This is a genomic window from Erwinia tracheiphila (genome assembly GCF_021365465.1).
GTDB classification, from domain to species: Bacteria; Pseudomonadota; Gammaproteobacteria; order Enterobacterales; family Enterobacteriaceae; genus Erwinia; species Erwinia tracheiphila.
Window position 1 is genome coordinate 2,585,046 of record NZ_CP089932.1, and the last position, 20,456, is coordinate 2,605,501.

At 49.6% G+C, this 20,456-nt stretch carries 10 protein-coding genes and 9 pseudogenes; 10 read left to right on the forward strand and 9 right to left on the reverse strand.

The genetic code is table 11. From position 1 onward, the window contains the following. The first annotated feature begins 318 nt into the window (after positions 1-318). Both LU633_RS13715 and LU633_RS13720 read left to right on the forward strand, forming a co-directional pair. Positions 319-1,704, forward strand: coding sequence for a diaminobutyrate--2-oxoglutarate transaminase (locus tag LU633_RS13715; RefSeq protein WP_233485061.1), 1,386 nt, complete (start codon positions 319-321; stop codon positions 1,702-1,704). Between the two features lie 14 nt (positions 1,705-1,718). Then, positions 1,719-3,209, forward strand: coding sequence for a pyridoxal phosphate-dependent decarboxylase family protein (locus tag LU633_RS13720; protein WP_233485062.1), 1,491 nt, complete (start codon positions 1,719-1,721; stop codon positions 3,207-3,209). Positions 3,210-3,680: 471 nt separating this feature from the next. Here the strand turns inward: LU633_RS13720 and LU633_RS13725 are convergent, their stop codons facing one another. The 5 genes and pseudogenes from LU633_RS13725 to dbpA all read right to left on the reverse strand — a co-directional run bounded on the left by LU633_RS13725 (position 3,681) and on the right by dbpA (position 9,021). Continuing rightward, positions 3,681-4,721, reverse strand: a complete 1,041-nt coding sequence (locus tag LU633_RS13725; protein WP_046371791.1) for an IS481 family transposase — start codon at positions 4,719-4,721, stop codon at positions 3,681-3,683. Between the two features lie 280 nt (positions 4,722-5,001). Next, positions 5,002-6,324 (reverse strand): IS4 family transposase, encoded by a 1,323-nt coding sequence (locus LU633_RS13730; RefSeq protein ID WP_046371868.1) that lies wholly within the window; start codon positions 6,322-6,324, stop codon positions 5,002-5,004. Positions 6,325-6,405: 81 nt separating this feature from the next. After that, a pseudogene (locus LU633_RS13735) lies at positions 6,406-7,002 on the reverse strand (IS3 family transposase); the annotation flags it as partial. Between the two features lie 218 nt (positions 7,003-7,220). Then, a pseudogene (locus LU633_RS13740) lies at positions 7,221-7,364 on the reverse strand (IS1 family transposase); the annotation flags it as partial. A gap of 277 nt (positions 7,365-7,641) precedes the next feature. Further along, on the reverse strand, positions 7,642-9,021 hold the full coding sequence (gene dbpA, locus LU633_RS13745; protein ID WP_233480672.1) for an ATP-dependent RNA helicase DbpA: 1,380 nt from the start codon (positions 9,019-9,021) through the stop codon (positions 7,642-7,644). A 590-nt stretch (positions 9,022-9,611) separates the two neighbouring features. Here dbpA and LU633_RS13750 point away from each other — a divergent pair. Continuing rightward, positions 9,612-10,459 (forward strand): annotated as a pseudogene (locus LU633_RS13750) (IS3 family transposase); the annotation flags it as partial. 83 nt (positions 10,460-10,542) lie between these two features. Here the strand turns inward: LU633_RS13750 and LU633_RS13755 are convergent. Further along, positions 10,543-11,141, reverse strand: a pseudogene (locus LU633_RS13755) (IS1 family transposase); the annotation flags it as partial. Between the two features lie 383 nt (positions 11,142-11,524). Between LU633_RS13755 and LU633_RS13765 the strand changes: the two are divergent. Together LU633_RS13765 and LU633_RS13770 are read left to right on the forward strand one after the other, a co-directional pair. Further along, positions 11,525-11,665 (forward strand): hypothetical protein, encoded by a 141-nt coding sequence (locus LU633_RS13765; protein WP_161796965.1) that lies wholly within the window; start codon positions 11,525-11,527, stop codon positions 11,663-11,665. Between the two features lie 8 nt (positions 11,666-11,673). Continuing rightward, complete coding sequence (locus LU633_RS13770) at positions 11,674-12,888, forward strand: IS91 family transposase (RefSeq protein WP_046371879.1); 1,215 nt, start codon at positions 11,674-11,676, stop codon at positions 12,886-12,888. Positions 12,889-13,041: 153 nt separating this feature from the next. Here LU633_RS13770 and LU633_RS13775 read toward each other — a convergent pair. Then, a pseudogene (locus tag LU633_RS13775) lies at positions 13,042-13,146 on the reverse strand (IS1 family transposase); the annotation flags it as partial. A gap of 255 nt (positions 13,147-13,401) precedes the next feature. Between LU633_RS13775 and LU633_RS13780 the strand changes: the two are divergent. Continuing rightward, complete coding sequence (locus tag LU633_RS13780) at positions 13,402-14,610, forward strand: IS256 family transposase (protein WP_046371917.1); 1,209 nt, start codon at positions 13,402-13,404, stop codon at positions 14,608-14,610. Positions 14,611-14,701: 91 nt separating this feature from the next. On the opposite strand, the gene LU633_RS13785 is transcribed toward LU633_RS13780, so the two are convergent. Further along, a complete protein-coding gene (locus LU633_RS13785) occupies positions 14,702-15,421 on the reverse strand; it encodes an isopentenyl transferase family protein (RefSeq protein ID WP_233485063.1) in 720 nt (239 codons plus the stop codon). Positions 15,422-15,525: 104 nt separating this feature from the next. Between LU633_RS13785 and LU633_RS13790 the strand changes: the two genes are divergently transcribed. Beyond that, positions 15,526-16,223 (forward strand): IS1 family transposase gene (locus LU633_RS13790; protein WP_233485064.1). Its coding sequence is split into 2 segments (ribosomal slippage): positions 15,526-15,775 and positions 15,775-16,223, totalling 699 coding nucleotides; the frame shifts between segments, so codons are not numbered across the junction. A 376-nt stretch (positions 16,224-16,599) separates the two neighbouring features. On the opposite strand, the pseudogene LU633_RS13795 reads toward LU633_RS13790, so the two are convergent. Next, positions 16,600-19,164, reverse strand: a pseudogene (locus LU633_RS13795) (Tn3 family transposase); the annotation flags it as partial. 148 nt (positions 19,165-19,312) lie between these two features. On the opposite strand from LU633_RS13795, the pseudogene LU633_RS13800 reads away from it, so the two are divergent. The 3 pseudogenes from LU633_RS13800 to LU633_RS13810 all read left to right on the forward strand — a co-directional run. Then, positions 19,313-19,876: pseudogene (locus tag LU633_RS13800) on the forward strand (recombinase family protein). 27 nt (positions 19,877-19,903) lie between these two features. Continuing rightward, positions 19,904-20,094 (forward strand): annotated as a pseudogene (locus tag LU633_RS13805) (type VI secretion system tube protein Hcp); the annotation flags it as partial. Between the two features lie 117 nt (positions 20,095-20,211). Beyond that, positions 20,212-20,391 (forward strand): annotated as a pseudogene (locus LU633_RS13810) (hypothetical protein); the annotation flags it as partial. Between the last annotated feature and the right edge of the window lie 65 nt (positions 20,392-20,456).

A 20,456-nucleotide genomic window follows, 5' to 3' on the forward strand; every position in this document is an offset into this window, starting at 1 on the left:
CGCAGAATCCTGCTGGCGGCGTGGCCCTGTTCATCACCACAGATTGCTCGTCACAGCGCGAAGACCGCTCGTTTTCATGCCGTAAATCCGCTTTTCGTGCCGCAGGAATGACCAGCTATTGTGCTGATGACAATATACTGAGCTGCACTACAATCAAAATATTGATTATATTGATAAAATTATAAGAATTATTGAGCAAAATTAATCATTGAGATACAGAGTGAAAAACAATATATTGGGCGCGTTTTTTACAAGGGTAGTTTTTCATTCATTTATTCAACTGCGGCGTTAGTGAAAACCTGCGGTTGTAGGAGAGATATGATGACGGATAAAGTCCGTATTAATACTTTAGGTGCGATTTCCTCAAATGGTAACAACGAAACTTATTTAACCAGACAGGCTGAATTCGAATCGAATGTCCGAAGCTATCCACGTAAATTGCCGTTAGCGATTGCGAAAGCACAAGGCGCATGGATCACCGACGTTGAGAATAATCAATATCTTGACTGCCTTGCCGGTGCCGGAACGCTGGCGCTTGGACATAACCATCCTGATGTACTCGAAAGCATCCAGAGTGTCATTACCAGCGGCTTGCCGTTACATACTCTCGACCTGACCACGCCCTTAAAAGATCGGTTCTCCGAATACCTGCTTTCTTTGCTTCCGGGTGAAGGCAAAGCGTATTGCCTGCAGTTCACCGGGCCTTCCGGCGCTGATGCGGTAGAAGCCGCGCTGAAACTGGCAAAAAAATACACCGGGCGTTCCGGTGTGATCAGTTTCTCCGGTGGTTACCATGGTATGACCCACGGTGCGCTGGCGGTGACCGGTAATCTGGGCCCCAAAGAGGCGGTTAATGGCATGATGCCGGAAGTGCAGTTTATGCCTTATCCGCATCAGTATCGTTGCCCATTGGGTATTGGCGGCGAAGCTGGCGTGCAGGCCCTTTCCTACTACTTCGAAAACCTGATTAATGACGTGGAAAGCGGCGTGCGCAAACCTGCGGCTGTCATTCTTGAAGCACTTCAGGGTGAAGGCGGCGCGAATCCGGCACCGGCAGAATGGCTGCAGCGCATCCGTAAAGTAACCAAAGAACACGGTATTGTGCTGATCCTTGACGAAGTTCAGGCTGGATTCTGCCGGACGGGCAAACAGTTCGCTTATGAGCATGCGGGTATTGAGCCAGACATTATTGTGATGTCCAAGGCAGTGGGTGGTAGCCTGCCACTGGCTGTTCTGGGCATCAAGAAAGAAATCGATGTCTGGTTGCCGGGCCATCATACCGGGACTTTCCGTGGCAACCAGCTTGCTATGGCAACCGGTCTGACTACCATCAAGTATCTGAAAGAAAATAATATTGCCGATAAAGTGGCGGCTCAGGGTGAGTGGTTAAAAAGCCAACTGGCTGAAATGCAGAAGCGTTTCCCGGTGCTGGGGCATGTGCGCGGCCTAGGTCTGATGATCGGCATTGAGATCGTCAAGCCGCACGAAGCACCCGATCATATGGGCAGCTATCCTGGCGATCCTGAGCTGTCCGTGCTGTTGCAGAAAAAATGCTTCGAAGTCGGCTTAATTCTGGAGCGCGGCGGACGTAACGGCAATGTTTTACGTTTGCTCCCTTCCCTGCTGATCACCAACGAAGAGCTGGGAATTTTCATGGATAAGCTGGAGCAGGCTCTCAATGCTGCTGGCATCAAACCTGTGTGAATGGAGTAAGTTTGATGTCACAGCCTAACCCAATTCTTGCCGCTTGCGCGCAAAGCACGCAAGCCTATCAGCACGCCATCCTGCAGACCAGCGAGGCGGTAGTGCAGTGGCTACAACAGCCTGAGATGTATCAGGGTAAATCTGTTGCAGAACTGCGCGAGCGCATTCAACTTAATTTCACCACCGGGGGCCTGGGCAACCAGGCTGCTGTGGAACGTGCCGTCGAGTATTTTTTAAAAGACAGTCTCTCGGTGCATCACCCACAGTGCGTGGCACATCTGCACTGCCCAAGCCTGGTGATTAGCCAGGCGGCAGAAGTGCTGATCAACGCCACTAATCAGAGCATGGACAGCTGGGATCAGAGTCCGTCCGCGACCATTATTGAGATGAAACTGATCGAATGGCTGCGCGCACAGGTTGGCTATCACTCTGGCGACGCGGGCGTTTTCACCAGCGGCGGAACACAGAGTAACCTGATGGGGCTGATGCTGGCCCGTGATGCTTTCTTCGCACGTCAGGGTCACTCCGTGCAGCAGGATGGTATTCCAGGTGATCTGAGAAAAATTAGAGTGTTATGCTCTGAAAATGCCCATTTCTCCGTTCAAAAAAATATGGCGTTGATGGGGCTGGGATATCAGTCTGTCACGCAGGTGAAGACCGATCGTTTCGCCAGAATGGACGTGAAGGATCTGGAAGAAAAAGTGGCACAGGCAGAATCACGCGGTGAGCAGATTCTGGCTATCGTCGCAACAGCAGGCACAACCGACGCAGGTGCTATCGATCCACTGTGTGAAATTGCCGCACTGACCGAAAAACATGCTATCTGGCTCCACGTTGATGCGGCCTGGGGCGGCGCGCTACTCCTGTCTGAGCAATATCGTCACTACCTGGACGGCATTGAGCTGGTGGACTCAATCACCCTTGATTTTCATAAGCAATTTTTCCAGACCATCAGCTGTGGCGCGTTTTTGCTGAAGGAAGCCCGTCACTATGAGCTAATGCGCTACCAGGCGGCGTACCTTAACTCTGAGTTTGATGAGGCACAGGGCGTCCCTAATCTGGTGTCGAAATCGCTGCAAACTACCCGCCGTTTTGATGCGCTGAAGCTGTGGATGAGTCTGGAAGCGCTGGGGCAAAAACAGTATGCCAGAATTATCGATCACGGCGTGACGCTGGCCCGACAGGTTGCTGAGTATGTAAACAGCCAGGTATCGCTGGAGCTGGTTATGGAGCCTCAGTTAGCCAGCGTACTGTTCCGCTATCGTCCCGTTGAGCAAGCCGAACTGGATGAGACCGCTATCGCGTTGCTCAACCAGAGAATTGGTGATGCGCTGCTGGAATCAGGTCGGGCCAACGTCGGCGTTACCGAGCATCATGGTGTAACCTGCCTCAAGATGACACTGCTCAATCCGATAGTGACTTTAGACGATATTAAATTGCTATTAAAACTGGTGGAAACAACCGCCGGGCGCTTGCCAAACAGTATGATTGCCCCGATGGCATAAGTGTAAAAACCGCCTCTTTAACGTGAACCCCGAAAGTTGAATACCCAACGATTAGGGGTTTTCTGTTTTATGGCTAAGAAAAATTCACACCAGAACTTGAAGAGTTTAAAAATCCAACCGCACGCCAGATACATTTTTAACCATAATGGCATTTTTAAAAGATAACGATAAAGGTTGTTCCTGGTTTTCTGTACTTGCTTAAGTGGCCTCAGTTATTCTTTTGTCACCTGTTCGGCAAGCTGCCCCGGCATATTTGGGGCCTGAAGCTCAATCGCACGAAAATGTACGTTAAGTATTTTTTTAATCAAATAGTGATTCAGATAGCAGCTGTGGTCGTGTACTTCATATTCTTCTTCTTTGAAAGAAACCTACGAAAAACACATTATTATGGATGGAAGGTACATAGCACCATATGTACTAGCTCAGACCTGATCTGACAGTTACCGGTTATTTATACAGGTGTCTGTCAGATTACATCTGGTTCAGATTTTTTTCTGCCCAGACTCGTTTACCATCAAGTAACGTGGCCATTGGCGTACGCCCGCAGCACATTTTTCCCTGATGAGTTCGCTCATTATTGTAATGCCACAACCCGTTGTCCAGATCCGTTTGCAGGCTCTCCAGGTCTTCGTATAACTTCTTACGGAACGTAACCTGATAAAAATCCTGCAAAATAGTTTTATGGAAGCGCTCGCAGATGCCGTTCGTCTGCGGAGACATCGCCTTCGTTTTTGTATGGTCGATATCGTTGATGGCCAGATACAGCTGGTAATCATGCTGCTCCACCTTACCACAGTACTCCGTTCCCCTGTCGGTCAGGATCCTCAGCATCGGCAGTCCCTGAGCCTCGTAGAACGGCAGTACGCGATCATTGAGCAGGTCTGCGGCGGTGATCGGCGTTTTACTCGTATACAGCTTGCAGTGTGCCACTTTCGAGTACGTATCCACGAACGTCTGCTGGTAGATACGACCCACACCTTTCAGATTGCCCACGTAGAAGGTGTCCTGCGACCCGAGATAACCCGGGTGAGCAGTTTCGATTTCTCCGCTGGCCTCGTCATCGTGGGCCTTCTTCTCCAGCGCTGCGATTTGAGCGTCGGTAAGCACGATGCCTTCTCTGGCGACCTTTTCCTCAAGTGCCTTCAGGCGTTTACGGAAGTTCTCCAGGTCGTGCCGTTGCCAGATGGAGCGCACGCCGCTACCGGAGATAAACACGCCTTTTTTACGCAGCTCATTACTGGTCCGGTGTTGCCCGTGGGCCGGGAACTCAACGGCATATTCAACAACAGCGCGTTCAGTGGCTTCGTCGGCGCGGTTCTTCAGGTTGGGGACGCGGCGGTTCTGGTTAATCAGCGCATCGATGCCGCCTTCAGCAGCCAGTTCCTGATAACGGTAAAACGTGTCGCGTGACACGCCCATGATCTTGCAGGCTTTTGATACGTTACCGAGTTCTTCGGCGAGATTGAGCAGGCCGGCTTTGTGTTTGATGATGGGATTGTTAGTATGAATCATGAGAGTTACCTCGCGTTTTGTTTAAGGATTAGACACCCATATCAAAACCGGTAACTCTCAACCTTTCAAGGTCCAGTGTCAGATCAAGTCGCGACTAATACACACCATATTAATCCGTACGGTCGTATCGAACTGGATATGAGTAGCCGCTTACAACATATAGCATATTGTAGTCGTCAAACAAAACTGACCACGGCTTCAGAGTTTTCCCAGAACAGTCGCTCTGATTCATTCGGCGTCAAGCCACCATTGTATTGATGAGGTCTGAGCTTAATGCTGGTCACTTAAGGTGACCAGCAACCTTTTTATCCGGATATTTCCTGCTCTTTACCCTCAACTCTCTCGGGTAACTTCGCTCTCTTCTACCCGGTAACACAAGCCATTTCGCCTGTTCATACAGGGTTCTCAGTTCTCCCGGCATTTTTCCCGGCGAAGCCCAGGGCAGGGTTATCAGCATCCGGATTATTTCGCTTATCGCTCCACTGAAGCTCAGCTGGTAAGGCAGGTAATCTCCTTTCAGATGGAACGCCATCTGCACCATCTGATATCGCACCAGGTTATAAGCCAGCAGTACCCCCCATAGCTCCTGTCTCACCAGCTCCGGCAGGCGACTGCGTAATGTCCACCGGCTGTCCAGCATACCCTGCTTTGCTTCCCGGTAGCCCAGTTCTGTTTCCCAGCGGTGGCGATATAGCTCGCTGATATCTTTACCCGGATAGCGATTCGGGTCTGTCAGTGACGTCAGCACCTGCCTCTCTTTACCGTCTACCCTGCGGGTCAGCAGTCTTGCCACCATTTCTTCCGGGACCCCTGGCCATTGCTTCCTGGCTCGTGGACTGGTTTTCAGGCATATCAGTTCATCTCCACGCCCCAAACGGCGAACCACCTGATACTGTACGTGTTTTTTCAACGGCAACAACCAGTGACGGTGTTCTCCTGCTGTCTGCCAGTGATGAAGCAGACCCATCGAATAAAATCCCTTATCGAACAGGGTGATACTGTTATTCGGGGTTTTCTCCGTCAGGTGTTCAGCCAGCCGCATTTCACTGACTTTTTCACTGTCGAATGCACTGGCGGCGATCAGATGGCTGCTCAGCTCCATCAGACAAACCATTCGCACCTGAGGATAGCCGCCTTCGCCGTACTGGCTGCTGTGTTTACTGAAGACGGCTCTGTTTTCCGGCGTATCGGCGGTACGCCAGACCACGCCGTCGACAGCAAACAGATTCAGACCGTGCCATTTTGGATGTGCAGCCTGCTGATTCCAGTGCTGCTGTGTGATATCAAAAAGCTCCCGCACTGCATTTTCACCCAGAGTCTTACGGCGCTGAATGACAGCGCTGCGTGCGGTAAAAGGAGCTCCGGTCCGGTCAGTAATATCCATCAGATTGACGATTTCGGTCATCGGATGATCGCAAAAAATGGACATCCCAACGACAAGCCAAATCATGGATTCGAGGGAAAGTTTACGTTTACGCAAAGTAACGGTATCGGTCAGGGTGAGCGCCTGCTGAATAAGCTCGGGAGGAATAAGGTCGGCGAGACTACGGGCGCGCTCAGGAGTGGCGGCATTGATGATGCCGAGGGCCTGGGAAAGTTCCATTTAAAAAGGGTTCCATGATGAACATAGAACCCTTTTTACCGCATAAACCGGATCGGTCAACCGATCCTTAAATCATCGGCATTAAGGTCTGAGCTGGCTGTAATATCCTGTTATGTAATTCGTTATCGCTGTGCTGGCTTCGCTAAAATTAGCGTATCCATTATTCGGTATCCACTCCGTTTTCAGGCTCCTGAAGAATCGCTCCACTGGACTGTTATCACAACAATTCCCCCGGCGAATCAGGCTTTGTTTTATTGGGTATCGCCACAGTAACTGCCTGAATTTCCTGCTGGTATAGTGGCTACCCTGATCTGAGTGATACAGCAAATTAGTGGGGGTTCCTCGCGCTTCCCGGGCCATGGACAGCGCTTTTGCTGCCAGCGCAGAGTCCGGGAAAAATGACATCGCCCAGCCAACCGGTTTACGGGAAAACAAATCAGGCACAACGGCTAAATAAGCCCGGCGTTTCCCTGCCCGGATAAACGTTACGTCGCCCCACCACACCTGATTAGGCTCTGTTACAGCAAACTGCCGCTCCAGATAATTGGGGAGTTCAACGTGTTCCCTGGATGCCTTCTTATATTGGTGACCTGGTTGCTGGCAACTGATGAGATGGCGCTCTTTCATCAGTGTTGTTGCCCGCCAGCGGCTCAGTTTTACGCCTTTGGTGGTAACCATCAATGAAAAAATAACGGATGACGATATCAATAAGTTTCGTTTCCCTGTCCATAATATTACATAGCGATAGTAGTATTAAATATTATATACGGAGCCGAGCGGTTTCGTACACCTCCTGCAAAAGATGCACAAGAGTAAATTTAATTCGTTTCGCACATTCGTACATCTGTTACGTACAGAAAATCACGCTATGCCATGACCAGGGGTAATGCATTCAATCAGCAGAACATGTATTTTTCAATGAAGGAGCCAATGACCTTTTCGTGGACCGCTATTGAGAGAAAGAAGCAAATTGTTTTTCGAACTAACTGCCTGACACGAATACGAAGTGTCAGGTTGTTACGTTCAATACGCTGAGTAAACCGGAAGCGTAGCTGGAGCGCCCTAAATAGCTGCGCCTAATACCGCTACACCTGCCGTTTACTGATGAGGGGATGTTGCGTATGGGCAACACATCTCAATTCCGATATAACACCATCAGGCAAAGAAAACAGCCCTGATACCTTGCACAGCATGGGCTGGCCAACAGTGGAGCACTATTCCGCGCAGCTATTTAATACAGAGAATACTTACCTAAAAAAGCGGCATCAGTCTCATGGCAAAAATGATGACCGTTCACCGCTAATCAGGCTTGACGATTTACTCCAACAGGCGTGCCCGACAGGCTTTACCTTTTATCTTCACCTGCTGCAATTGTCTCACCGCTTTACGAGCGACATCAAGGCGCACAGCCACGAAGGCATGGCTGGAAGTGACGGTAATTTTTCCAATGGATTCGCTTTGCAGTCCCGCTTCACCCGTGAGCGCCCCGAGAATATCTCCCGGACGAATTTTTGCCTTTTTACCGCCATCAATGCTAAGTGTGGCATTTTCCGCCAGCAAGGGATAAGGCGTAAAAGATTTCAGCAAGTTAACGTCACGCCAGAGCATTTTTTGTTGTAAAAAGTCTTCCAGCGCAAGGGCGCGGGTCATCTCACCCGGTGCGACAAAACTGATTGCAATCCCCTTTTCTCCTGCCCTGGCGGTACGGCCAATGCGATGCACATGCACTTCGGGATCAAATGACAGTTGATAGTTCACCACCATTGCCAGTAGCTTGATATCCAGCCCGCGAGCGGCGACATCTGTTGCAATCAGCACGCGGCAACTTCCATTCACAAAGCGAATCAACACATGCTCCCGTTCGCGTTGTTCTAAATCGCCATTCAGTGCCAGCGAACTGATCTGGCAGCTTTCTAACGCATCGGCGATTTCATTACATTCCCTTTTAGTATTGCAAAACACCACGCAGGAAGACGGCTGGCGCTCGCTCAGTAGTCCGATTAGTGCCGCAGGCTTTTCTCTGGGAGATACCTCATAAAAAAATTGTTCAATATTCGATAAATCAGGTGTTGTTTCCGTTTCAACGGTGGTGGGATCGCACTGAAGATGCCGACTGATCTGTTTTATATCATGTGGCCAGGTCGCGGAGAAAAGCAGCGTCTGCCGACGAGAGGGACAATAGTTAATGAGCGATTCAATTTCATCACGAAAGCCCATTTCTAACATCCGGTCGGCTTCATCCAGCACCAGCGTTTTCAACTGGTCAAGTTTCAACGTCTCCCGTTTCAGATGATCGACAATCCGTCCCGGCGTGCCAACCACGATATGAGGTGCGCGAGCCAGTGAATCACGTTGTGCGGAAGCGGGCTGGCCGCCACACAACGTGAGAACTTTCATATTCGCTGTCGCTCTGGCCAAACGACGCATTTCTTCAGCGACCTGTTCGGCCAGCTCGCGCGTGGGACAAATGATCAGGCCCTGTGTCGCAAATTGAGCAGCATTAATATGCTGCATGACGCCCAGTCCGAAAGCGACCGTTTTACCGCTTCCGGTTTTAGCCTGAGCGCGCACATCCCTGCCTGCAAGGATGGCGGGCAGGGATGCAGCCTGAACAGGGGTCATATTGTAGTAGCCAAGTTCATTAAGGTTGGCAATCTGGCTGATGGAAAGCAAAGTCAGGGTGGAAAAACTGGTCACGGGGTGCTCTCTGATAAAACGACGTAAGAATTTGCCGCAGTGTAGCAGAAAACAGATAGTAAACGGTGGTGACACAGTAGTGTCACTGAAATTTCTGGCGCTGGAATTTAAGAAATAATGGAACAGTAAACGCCCTGCTTCGCAGTCAGTCAGCTCTGCAACTTGCGGCAGCCGAGTCCCGATGGCGAAATATTTGCAGGGTAGTCCTGCGCTTTGCCGAAAGCAAAAAGATCGGACCACTGATCGACTATCCTGGTATCATCGCTCTGGCCGAACGTATGTCTGTGGTTGCAAACAGAACAAAGATTTACGCCGCCCTCATGTTGAGGGCGGCATCTGATATAACTACAGTTCATGTTTAAACTTGCATGTAATTGAGAGAAAACCATCGGCGCAAAAGCACACTATTTTGTACAAATCTGCACTAAAGACAGCAGCTACACAAAAGGTGATGAATTCAGCGCCTCTCATCATTTTTATATCAGTAGCGGTTCTCTCATAATAAAGTTATTCACCCGATATTATTGATCTTGCCCGCCAATAGTGGGCACATGACTAAGTGAGTAAACACTCAACCAGAGGTGACTCACATGACAAAATCAGCAACAACCGATAAGAAAACACGCAAACAATACACGCCCGAATTTCGTGATGAAGCACTGAAGCTGGCTGAACGCATCGGTATCACTGCTGCTGCACGCCAACTCAGCCTGTATGAATCCCGGCTCTACAACTGGCGCAGCAAACAGCAGAATCAGACAACGGCTTCTGAACGCGAGAGCGAACAGACGACCGAGATCGCCCGCCTTAAACGCCAGCTCGCGGGGCAGACTGAGGAACCCGCCATTCTCCAAAAGGCCGCAACACACTTCGCGAAACGCCTGAAATGAAGTATGTCTTTATCGAACAACACCATGCCGAATCAGCATTAAAGCCATGTGTCGGGTGCTATGTGTGGCCCGAAGCGGCTGGTACGCCTGGCGGAACCGTTACACAGTAATCAACGCACGCAAGCGGTTACGCCATGATTGCGACAGCATCGTCAGTAACGCTTTCAGCCAGGCTAAACAGCGCTACGGTGCACCCCGCCTGGCAGAGGAGTGCAGCGCAGGACCTGATATACAGTGTGAAAACGATAGCCTTCAGCCTGCGACGTCAGGGTCTGAGGGCAAAAGCGTCACATCGGTTCAGCCCGGTGAACTACCGTAAACACGACCTGCCGATGTCAGAAAATCTTCTTAAGCAGAATTTTTATGCCAACGGTCCGAACCAGAAATGGGCAGGTGACATCACGTATCTTCGCGCGGATGAAGGCTGGCTTTATCTGGCCGTGGTTATCAACCTGTGGTCACGGGCGGTTATTGGCTGGTCAATGTCATCGCGGATGACAGCACAACTGACCTGCTATGCCATGCAGATGGCATTGTGGCGACGTAAGCCCGGAACAATTTGAAAAACAGAACCTCGCTTAGGAGGCTGTCCACATTACGCGGGTAGGATCACATCGGTCGTGACGCAGATTTATTGATAATGATGAAGAGTAAGATACCAACCGATGATCTTATCGTGCATTTCCTCTGACTTCGAAAAGCAAATTGTTCTGCGGGTCAGTCGTTTGATATGTGTGCGAAGATTAAGATTATGTCGTTCTGTCCGTTGGGTATATTTCTTGCTCACCACGTGGCCTGTTGCACTTAACAGAACTTTATAAACCGGCCACGCATCTGTCATATAAAAGGCAATGTTAAATTTGCTTAACAGGGCCAGCAATCGTCGCAGGGTCGGGGCATTTCTCGGGCCGAAGACGTGGGCCAGAGCACGTTTGCGGATACGGTCATAAGCATAGAACAACCACCGGGGATTGCTTTTACACCGCACGTAAGACCATTGTTCACCGGCTTCACAGCAGATAACAATCTCCGTTTCGGGGTCGATATTCTCAGCTACCTGCTTTGGCGAAATTTTTTTACGTGCCGCAGAACCGTATTGAGGCTGATACCGAGAACCCGTGCGGTATCGCGACATCCGTAACCATTCATGGCCATATTAACAATGGTCTGGTGTGTGTCTGGTTTGGCACCGGAGTAGCTAAAGTTGAGCTGAAAGGTCTTTGAACATAGCGCCCTTACAGGGCGAGCGTCACGGCTCTGCCGTTCCGAGGGTGTTCATGACCGGCTCACAGCTTTATACTCTGCGGTATGTTAATTTCTCAGGAAATCATTCACATGGCCCGTAGCAAAGCCCCCAGAAAGCGTAAACCCACGCCCTCGTCCCGACGCGCTATACCCGGATATCCTAAGCGTTTTCTGGTGTCCATTCCGCCCCGGAGCGATTATGACGACCCCGACGAGTTTTTTACGACACTCCGCAGGATGCCATTCGTCACTGTGTCCACCTGGGGCCACAGTTTTTCCTCGATACACACTTCGACCCGCCTCTCGTCTGCATCATCCGCGGCTTTGAGCCGCCTGACTCACCCGACGGCGATGTCGTCCTTGAGTCCATGCCAGCCGATGTGTTTATTATCGCCACAGAATCCGGCATGCTGCCGGTGACCTTCGCTCCCTGGGATAAACACACCGACAACTGGGCCGATGACTGTGACGACTGGCACTATAATACCGGTGCCACTGCAGAGCGATAATCCGCCGCATGTATATCCCGCGCCCGGCAAAACTGCTGTTCACCACTGATGACGCCTGGAACCGGTATATGGATAAACACGGGGACACCCTCAGCCCCTGGACCGTACTCTGCGTCGAGCGCATGCTCGCCTGCGGCACTGCTGCCATGGGGGTGAAGCGATACTGCTGCGCCTCCCCGGACTGCACCCACACCCGCTTCTTCTGCCAGACCTGTAAATCAAAAGGCTGCAGCTCCTGCGGACATAAGGCCACGGAGCAGTGGATTACAGAGCAACAGCAAATTCTGCCCGACTGCGACTGGCAGCATATCACCTTCACCATGCCCCATCTGCTGTGGCCCTTTTTCAACAATAACTGGCCTCTGCTCAATGCCCTGTTCCGCGCAGCCACCCGCGCCATGCTCCGCTGGGCCAGAAAACAGGGTGTGGAAGTCGGTATCTTCTGCGCCCTGCACACCTACGGTCGCCAGCTCAACCAGCATCCCCACATTCATCTCTCCGTCACCCGCGGCGGGCTTGATATTAAACACGGCGTATGGCGCGACCTCTTCTTTAAAAAGCATGCCGTGGAGGAAATCTGGCGCGGAGCCGTCATCCGGCTGCTGCGCCACAGCTATGACCTGATTAACCCCGGCAGGCTGCCGGGGCTGGGGCATATCCACGACAAAAAACAGTGGCTGCGCTATCTGCAGGCGCAGTACGGGCGCCGCTGGAAGGTCCACTTCGCGAAGAAGACCCGGGGGGCCTGGCGGAGCGTCAAATATCTGGGCCGGTACCTGAAACGGCCCCCCGTGTCGGCGGCGAAGCTGAGGCACTACAGCGGCGGCGCGGTGGTGCACCACTATTACGACCACCGTACGCAGCAGTACCGGCAGCAGACGCTGACGCAGGAAGATATGATCGGACGTTATATCAGCCATATCCCGGCGAAGCATTTTAAGATGGTGCGTTATTACGGTTTTTTATCAAACCGTAAACGGGGTAGCCTGCTGCCGAAGGTGTATGAAGCCCTGGAGATGGAAGCGCGGAAAAAACCGGAGAAGCCCGGCTTCGCCGCGCTGATGAAAGAATTTCTGCGCACGGATCCGTACAAATGCATTCTGTGCGGCAACCGACTGCGCTTCAGCAGTGCGCAGGCCGGGAGGCACGCGTCGGAGTTGGTGGCAGAAAGACTGCATAACATCGACCGGAAACGATGGCTTCTGGCACAGACTGCGGGATAAGTGCGTCTGAAAAACAGCTTTCAGGTTAAAAACGCGCCGCAAATGCCATTTTATGACCATAACGTTCCCGATGGCACATCATTACTGCATTACAGACACTGCTGCTCATGGTCAGGAAATTTTTAAAACGATGATTCAGTTTCCTAACCATGAACAATGCTTGCAGATGTAACGTTGGGCACCGGATGCTGAATGTCCGTTACATCGTACAGCATGAGTTTCATTGCACTGAGGGCAGACGACATCAACTTTAGCCATATGTTACATCCAAAGCGCAAAGCATACGTGATCAGCAAGTCTGCGTCACGACCGATCACATCACTCAGGCTGTAGCAACCATTTTAAAACGTGGTTTCTGGCTATATATCAATACATTGAGGAGGCTTATCGACATATATATCGATTTTACAGAATGATGAGAATGAAGTGTTGCTGTTATAATTGAGCCTGTAATTTAAATTGTGTATCTGCCTGTTTTTGATATCTTCATTTCGATAACGGAGACAGGTAATTATGGACGAAAAAAGACTCAAAGCCCTTGCGGCTGAACTGGCTAAGGGGCTGAAAACCGAAGCCGATCTCAACCAGTTTTCCCGCATGCTGACGAAGCTTACAGTTGAAACTGCGCTCAATGCTGAGCTGACTGACCACATCGGACACGAAAAGAACGCACCCAAAACAGGCTCAAATACCCGCAATGGTTATTCGTCAAAAACGTTGTTGTGCGACGATGGTGAGATTGAAATCAGTACACCACGTGATCGTGAAAGCACCTTCGAACCTCAGCTTATTAAGAAAAATCAGACACGTATTACGCAGATGGACAGTCAGATCCTGTCGTTGTATGCAAAAGGCATGACCACCCGGGAGATTGTCGCCACCTTCAAAGAAATGTACGATGCGGACGTCTCACCCACGCTGATATCGAAAGTCACTGATGCGGTGAAAGAGCAGGTATCTGAGTGGCAAAACCGTCCGCTGGATGCTCTGTATCCCATTGTTTATCTTGACTGTATTGTCGTAAAAGTTCGCCACAGTGGCACTGTAATTAACAAAGCCGTATTCCTTGCTCTGGGTATTAACACCGAAGGCCAGAAAGAATTACTGGGCATGTGGCTCGCAGAAAATGAAGGTGCGAAGTTCTGGCTCAGCGTGCTGACTGAGCTGAAGAATCGAGGTCTCCAGGATATCCTGATTGCCTGCGTGGATGGCCTTAAGGGCTTTCCGGATGCGATAAACAGCGTGTACCCGCAGACGCATATCCAGTTGTGCATTATTCACATGGTACGCAACAGCCTGAAATACGTGTCATGGAAGGACTATAAAGCCGTTACTGGCGGTCTGAAAGCGGTTTATCAGGCTCCGACAGAAGCAGCAGCGCTGATGGCCCTGGATAAGTTCGCTGATGTCTGGGACGACAAATATCCGCAAATCAGCAAAAGCTGGCGTGCACACTGGGAAAATCTCAATACGTTCTTTGGTTATCCACCAGATATACGTAAGGCTATCTACACCACGAATGCCATCGAGTCGCTGAACAGCGTTATCCGGGCAGCGATAAAGAAACGCAAAGTGTTCCCGACAGATGACTCAGTGCGCAAGGTGATATATCTGGCAATCCAGTCGGCCTCGAAAAAATGGAGTATGCCGATCCAGAACTGGCGGCTGGCAATGAGTCGCTTTATTATCGAGTTTGGTGACCGCCTGAGCGATCACCTTTAATACGGTGGCAGATACACAGAATTATTTACAGGGTCTTATAATTATTACAAGATATGCCCTAAGCGTGCAGAATGGCTTAATAAACGAGGTGTTAACTCAACAACGCATCCCATTTCCATGACGATGGAATACAGGGAAATTCTCTTTCCTGCCACAGCGCGTGTTGATAATATTCATCGGAAATCATTTTTATCAACGTTTTCTCATCTTTGAGAGTTAATTTATTAATATCATCAAATTCAATCTGGTTATCCCGGAGATAGGATATTATCACACGATAACCATCTATATCTTCCAGCGGAGTAACTGTGTTATTTTCTCTGAAAAAGCGGCTAACTTCGTCAAGGATAGACATCCTCCCATCTTGTGGATGAAACATATCGTAAATCCTTTTTTCTGCCTTACTAAGGTAAACTTCTTTGTAGGGTAGCGTAAACTTTTTTATAATCCAGTGAAAACCAGACCAGTAATCATCATTTACCATTTCTTTCAGTAATGAAACTGACCCACCTTCAATGATGGCACCTGAGTGAGCGGATAAAAGAGATGCTGCTGTGTTTTTGAGAATAATGTGACACTCTCTGGAAGAAGCAACCCCCCTATTCATAGATGATGAGGGTGTGACATATACTCTCTCCGTGCTTTGTAACTCATCTTTAGTCGGCGATCCACTTCCCGTTGCTATTTCGTTATAGCCCTGAAATCGATCAAGTGCTATCACAGGCAAGTTTTTTTCTTTAGCCAACACGGTCGAATCGGATGTTTTCCCCGTTGTTGTTGCACCCCACAGAAGGTAGATTTTTGCGCTCATATATCTGTTCCTCTTTACTCTAAATAGAATTGATTCTCACACGCCAACATTGGTCGTGACGCAAAGTTGCTGATCACGTATGCTTTGCGCTTTGGATGTAACATATGGCTAAAGTTGATGTCGTCTGCCCTCAGTGCAATGAAACTCATGCTGTACGATGTAACGGACATTCAGCATCCGGTGCCCAACGTTACATCTGCAAGCATTGTTCAAAGACCCTCCAGCTCAAATTTAGCTACTCCGGTGCCAAACCAGACACACACCAGACCATTGTTAATATGGCCATGAATGGTTACGGATGTCGCGATACCGCACGGGTTCTCGGTATCAGCCTCAATACGGTTCTGCGACACGTAAAAAAATTTCGCCAAAGCAGGTAGCTGAGAATATCGACCCCGAAACGGCGGTTGTTATCTGCTGTGAAGCCGGTGAACAATGGTCTTACGTGCGGTGTAAAAGCAATCCCCGGTGGTTGTTCTATGCTTATGACCGTATCCGCAAACGTGCTCTGGCCCACGTCTTCGACCCGAGAAATGCCCCGACCCTGCGACGATTGCCGGCCCTGTTAAGCAAATTTAACATTGCCTTTTATATGACAGATGCCTGGCCGGTTTATAAAGTTCTGTTAAGTGCAACAGGCCACGTGGTGAGCAAGAAATATACCCAACGGACAGAACGGCATAATCTTAATCTTCGCACACATATCAAACGACTGACCCGCAGAACAATTTGCTTTTCGAAGTCAGAGGAAATGCACGATAAGATCATCGGTTGGTATCTTACTCTTCATCATTATCAATAAATCTGCGTCACGACCCCAACATTAATAACATTAATAACATTAATAACATTAATAACATTAATAACATTAATTTTCTCATTATGCTAGTTAAATGGTTAAAAAGACCTTTACGCTGTTTAGCGTATATGCTATACTAAATTCAATGGTTTAGTTATAAATAAAACCATTGAATTGAAGAAAACTGTAAGTATGTTTTTTCGTAAAAAAGTAAATTTCCATCAAGGACGATGCTTTCAATATTCAGGAAAGATAAGTTTTTATATAAAATGTCTCGCCTATCATCATCCCCCTCAAGAAGGCCTTAAATGCCATATCATTATTACATTCATAATTAATGAAAAGCCGCAACTCATTAATAATAAAGAATGTTCTTAGCACCCTGAGTTATTTCTTTCATCCCCAGCGTGGCGACAATCTGGTCCAGGTGAGGTTTTTCATTGATGATAACTTTCTGATTTATCTGACCTGCAGGCAGGATAAGACATTTTTATAACGCTCCGGATCGCCCGCGCAGTATGGCTCTTTCAGCATGTCCTCTGTCGAGGTAAAGCGGAGGTCAAAACGCAGACCAGTGAAGAATGGCAAAATTAGCCCGGTTAATACTGTGCATGTCACCGGTTATCGCCGTTGGTACAATCCCGCTGGTATTCCATTACCAGATATCGAAGACGTGATGTACTTCATATTCATGGGCACCGATGAGATCACCATTTAGTGGAATATGGTTGCACAGCAGAGTGTAGGCCACCACGCCCTTCCCAAGTCCAAAATATTTTTTTGATGCCCGGGTTTTGATCGTCGGACGCTCGACGCTGAATTTTTGTCCATCGACAGCGCCATACAGTTCTCCCAACTCCAGTGAATAATACGGGAAGACAGGAAGCGTCTTAATGCCGTCACCAATACAGTCATATGCAGCCTTCAGCGTGGAGAGACGCAGATATTGCTAGTAGGAATCGTTGAGCGCATGGTAGGGAATATCACTGGTCTGGGACATCGTCAGATTACCGTGATTAATGGCCTGTGCCATTATTACCGCCATCAGACTGTCTGCATCAGCTCCCGTTTTCACATACAGGGGTTGTAGCAGTGTAAGTGCCGACAGAAACTGACACCGCTGATTCACGAAGCGAAAAATATCCGCCAGTTCACACAGGGGTAACTGTGAATAAAAATCCATCACACTGTCCAATTGCCCGGTCATGTCCGACTTACGCCAGCTAAGTTTTTGTGTATCATGATCAAATTCAATATGTGACAACTTACCCTGCTTAAGCTCCCTGTTGAACGCTATCCACTGTTCATGCAGTTCGCGGGTCAGTTCATCCAGCTGCTGTTCGACCGGGGTACGTAAAAACTGGATACCCATCTGGGCCAGAATGTCGGCTTTTTCCTCTACCGAGACCAGCTCATCTGAAAGGTGGCGGTGCTGCAGGCTGTCATCAAGATAAAGCTCCCTAACCTCAAGTCGTTTTCTTATTTGTCGGTACAACCAGAATTCATAACGGCTGGCATGCAGCCCGTTTGGTGTATCGTTTTCATCAACGCTCAATAACCAAGTTCGCAGTCGTGGCAGTAGCGTGGTCGGTAGGCATTCTGCCAGCGGCCGCTGCGTCAACCGCAACTACCTGAAGAACGCCGCCATGACCCATGCCAACGCAGCAAGCCAGGGGCATTCAGGCGTCACGCTGGAAAAGTTCAGAGTACAAAACATCGGGCGTAAATGGCGTCTTATGTGAGCAGTCTGAGTGTCAACCGCCTCTCATCGTCGAGCCATCCGGCTGGCAGGTTTAATCCGCATTCGCTGCGCAGTGTTCTGCAGAACCTCTCGGGGCATGATTTTCCAGGCCCTCTGGCGCATATCTCCAAAGGGGATGCTATCCATCACATCATCATCATCGATAAACAGGGATAACAGACGGCCGACTTTATTATTCTCCTGTTGCCGCTGCAGAACATCTGCTCCAAAGTTTTTTCTGGCCTCTTCCTTGCAGCGCTCTTCTGTCTGCTTCATGTGCCATATCATGATACTGGTGAGGTTATCTGACAGTTGCCAGTAGCGAAGCCAGATATAGCACATCATATACAACCAGGTTTGCTCTGTTTTGAGGTTCCGCAGATCGTGGATGGTATAAAAATTGACCAGGCTGGCGAAATACAGCAAATTTTGTTGCGAGATCCCGGGTTCGGGCAGCAACTATCGTGCCTTCTGATATATCGGTTCCAGCTGGTTTCGTTTCTCCCTTTACCTGGACATCTGTCGCCGCCGAAAATCTTTCGCCTCCTGCTTCAACACGGCCAGTCCGGACAGTGCATCATCTTTCTTCAGGAGTGAATCCAGCGCACTCTGTGTTTCTGTATCGAGGAAAGACAGCAGCATGTCCGCCAGGCGCTGTCGTTCCGTTGACAGCGCTTTACTGATGATTTTCTGAAGCGTGGAATATACTGGCCGAACGATTTTCTTCTTATTCAGCCAGCAGATAAGTTCGGTGGCAACAAATCCAGGAGTAATATCACGACGCACAATCTGTGCTGCGCGGGCATCCAGCTGCGGACCAACGGTGCCGGATCACTGATGATATCCAAAGAAGTCGGTAATAAGCTTGCGCCGGGCATAATATTCATGATCGGTAATGGTCTGGTCGGTGAGGGATATCTCACGAAAGTAACGCTGAACCACAAAATCGAAATCACTTTCCACACCCTTCAGTGAAAAATGAAAGAAGGCATGTTTGGCTTTAAAATAACCCGTCTGCAGGATGCAATAAATCTGCGCCAGTATTCCGGGGCGGCTGGTTGCCAGCGCCAGCTCCTCTGCCGTAAGCGACAAATACTCCAGTTGCTGGCCTTCATCAAAATCAGGCAGACCATACAGTGCGAATTTTTCTGCATCCGTTAAAACGGAGAGCCTTTTGCCTTTATCTTTACGACGGGGTGTCATCCTGACATCGCACTGAATATATCCGTAAGAGGATAGTTCTGCGGACATTCAAAAATGTTTATGGTATCCGCAGAAAATCAAGCATAAAATTATCTCATATAGATAGTACGTTATCAATCTCTTTCATGGCCCCTTAATCGTACATATTATGACTGAAATACGCATAGGCTATGCACGCTGCTCCACCGACAGCCAGGATTTGGCTGCACAACAGGAAGCCCTGACCAGACTGTGCGTTTCCCCTGATCGGATTTACACCGATAAAGGACTTACAGGTTCACATCGCCAGCGACCGGGACCAGGCCCTAGCAGCGGTGCGTCGTTGTGCCAAAGCTGGACCGGCTGGACCGTTCAGTCCCGGACGCCAGAGCGATTGCGGACGCTCTCCAGGCGCGGGGTGGTGAAACTGGCGCTCGGAAACAGCGTTTATGACCCGGCAGATCCGATGGGGAAAATGTTTTTTAATGTACTGGCCACTTTCGCGGAATTTGAGGGGGACATTATACGACTCAGGATCCGCGAACGAATGGCCATCACACGGACAAAAGGAAAACTGAAAGGTAAACAACCAAAGCTTTCAGACAGGCAACAACAGGAGCTGTGCCGTATGTACGGCTGAGGGGAACACTAAATCAGTGACCTGGCAGAGCTGTTTTCGGTATCGCGCCCGACTGTTTACCGAACGCTTATACGAGGCAGAGAAAAGCTGTAAATTATTTTACTCATAAAAGGGAGAATTATGGCTCAGGATATTTTTATAAAAATTGATGGTATCGGGGGGAGTCACAAGATTCCACCCATAAAGGAGAGATTGAGGTTTTAAGATGGCGCTGGTCAGTTGGCCAGCCCGGTAATATACACTCGGGCAGCGGCGGTGGTGGTACCGGAAAGTGCACTGTAGACGATTTGCATTTTGAACACTATATCGAGAACAGGGCAGCCTGCCGGCCGCGAACTGAAAACTGCGCCATCTGCCGGACTCTGAGTTGTCATACAGTGATTTGAATATGTATGATCTGACTACATATTTTGCTCAGAGCCTTCCCCATGATGACCCGTAAAAGCATCGATACCATCCTGCTCTCCGTTGCCGCGGATAAGCTCTCTCAGCGTGAATGGGACTGGATGAAGATGCTCAAACCCATGGACCCGCCGCCTGTTATGGTCGCCAGGTCTATACTGGAGCGCCGGGGCGACACCGCCGCGCTTGCCCGTCTGCAGACAACTGAAGCTCAATCTGTCCCGTGCTGGACCTCCTTCCTGGATGCCGGCGGGCTGTGTGATATCGAGGT

Bases quoted from the DNA above. Each gene is read 5' to 3' on its own strand.
- LU633_RS13785 (WP_233485063.1), bottom strand. From the start codon at position 15,421: ATGAGCGCAAAAATCTACCTTCTGTGGGGTGCAACAACAACGGGGAAA.
- LU633_RS13715 (WP_233485061.1), top strand. From the start codon at position 319: ATGATGACGGATAAAGTCCGTATTAATACTTTAGGTGCGATTTCCTCA.
- LU633_RS13730 (WP_046371868.1), bottom strand. From the start codon at position 6,324: ATGGAACTTTCCCAGGCCCTCGGCATCATCAATGCCGCCACTCCTGAG.
- LU633_RS13770 (WP_046371879.1), top strand. From the start codon at position 11,674: ATGTATATCCCGCGCCCGGCAAAACTGCTGTTCACCACTGATGACGCC.
- LU633_RS13780 (WP_046371917.1), top strand. From the start codon at position 13,402: ATGGACGAAAAAAGACTCAAAGCCCTTGCGGCTGAACTGGCTAAGGGG.
- LU633_RS13765 (WP_161796965.1), top strand. From the start codon at position 11,525: ATGCCAGCCGATGTGTTTATTATCGCCACAGAATCCGGCATGCTGCCG.
- LU633_RS13725 (WP_046371791.1), bottom strand. From the start codon at position 4,721: ATGATTCATACTAACAATCCCATCATCAAACACAAAGCCGGCCTGCTC.
- LU633_RS13720 (WP_233485062.1), top strand. From the start codon at position 1,719: ATGTCACAGCCTAACCCAATTCTTGCCGCTTGCGCGCAAAGCACGCAA.